This is a genomic window from Collinsella sp. CLA-ER-H9 (genome assembly GCF_040092295.1).
GTDB lineage: Bacteria > Actinomycetota > Coriobacteriia > Coriobacteriales > Coriobacteriaceae > Collinsella.
In genome coordinates, this window is the sequence record NZ_JBBNLV010000041.1 from 1 (window position 1) to 683 (window position 683).

A 683-nucleotide genomic window follows, 5' to 3' on the forward strand; every position below is an offset into this window, starting at 1 on the left:
GGCGTCACCCGCGGCATCCACGCGGAGCCCTGGGACAAGTTCATCTCCGTCGCCCGCGGCAGCGTCTTCGGCGCCTGGGTCGACCTCCGCGAGGGCAGCGCCACCTACGGCAAGGTCTACACGACCGTGCTCGACCCGTCCAAGGCCATCTACGTCCCGCGCGGCGTGGGCAACTCCTTCCAGGCGCTGGAGGACGGCACCGCCTACACCTACCTGGTGGACGCCCACTGGTCCCTTGAATTGAAGAGGACCTACACCTTCGTGAACCTCGCCGACCCGGAGCTCGCCATCGAGTGGCCGATCCCGCTCGACGAGGCCACCGTCTCCGAGGCCGACCTCAACCACCCGATGCTCAAGGACGTCGTCCCCATGGCGCCCAAGAGGACGCTCGTCACCGGCTGCAACGGGCAGCTGGGCCGCGCGGTGCGCAAGCTCGCCGAGGAGCGCGGCGTCGCCAAGGACTTCGACTTCTGCGACATCGACACCTTCGACATGTCCGACCCGGACGCCTACGCACAGTACGACTGGTCGCTCTACGGCACCGTGATCAACTGCGGCGCGTACACGGCCGTGGACAGGGCCGAGACCCCCGAGGGCCGCGTGACCGCCTGGAAGGCGAACGCCACCGGCCCGGCCCTTCTCGCCCGCGCCTGCGTCGAGCACGGCATCACCCTGGTCCACGT

Annotated in this window: 1 protein-coding gene; it reads left to right on the top strand. The window is 69.3% G+C overall.

All coding sequences use genetic code 11. The annotated features are described in order from the left end of the window. Window positions 1-683, top strand: a 683-nt coding sequence (locus AAAX73_RS09720) for a dTDP-4-dehydrorhamnose 3,5-epimerase family protein (protein ID WP_349125781.1), incomplete at both ends; no start/stop codon positions are given.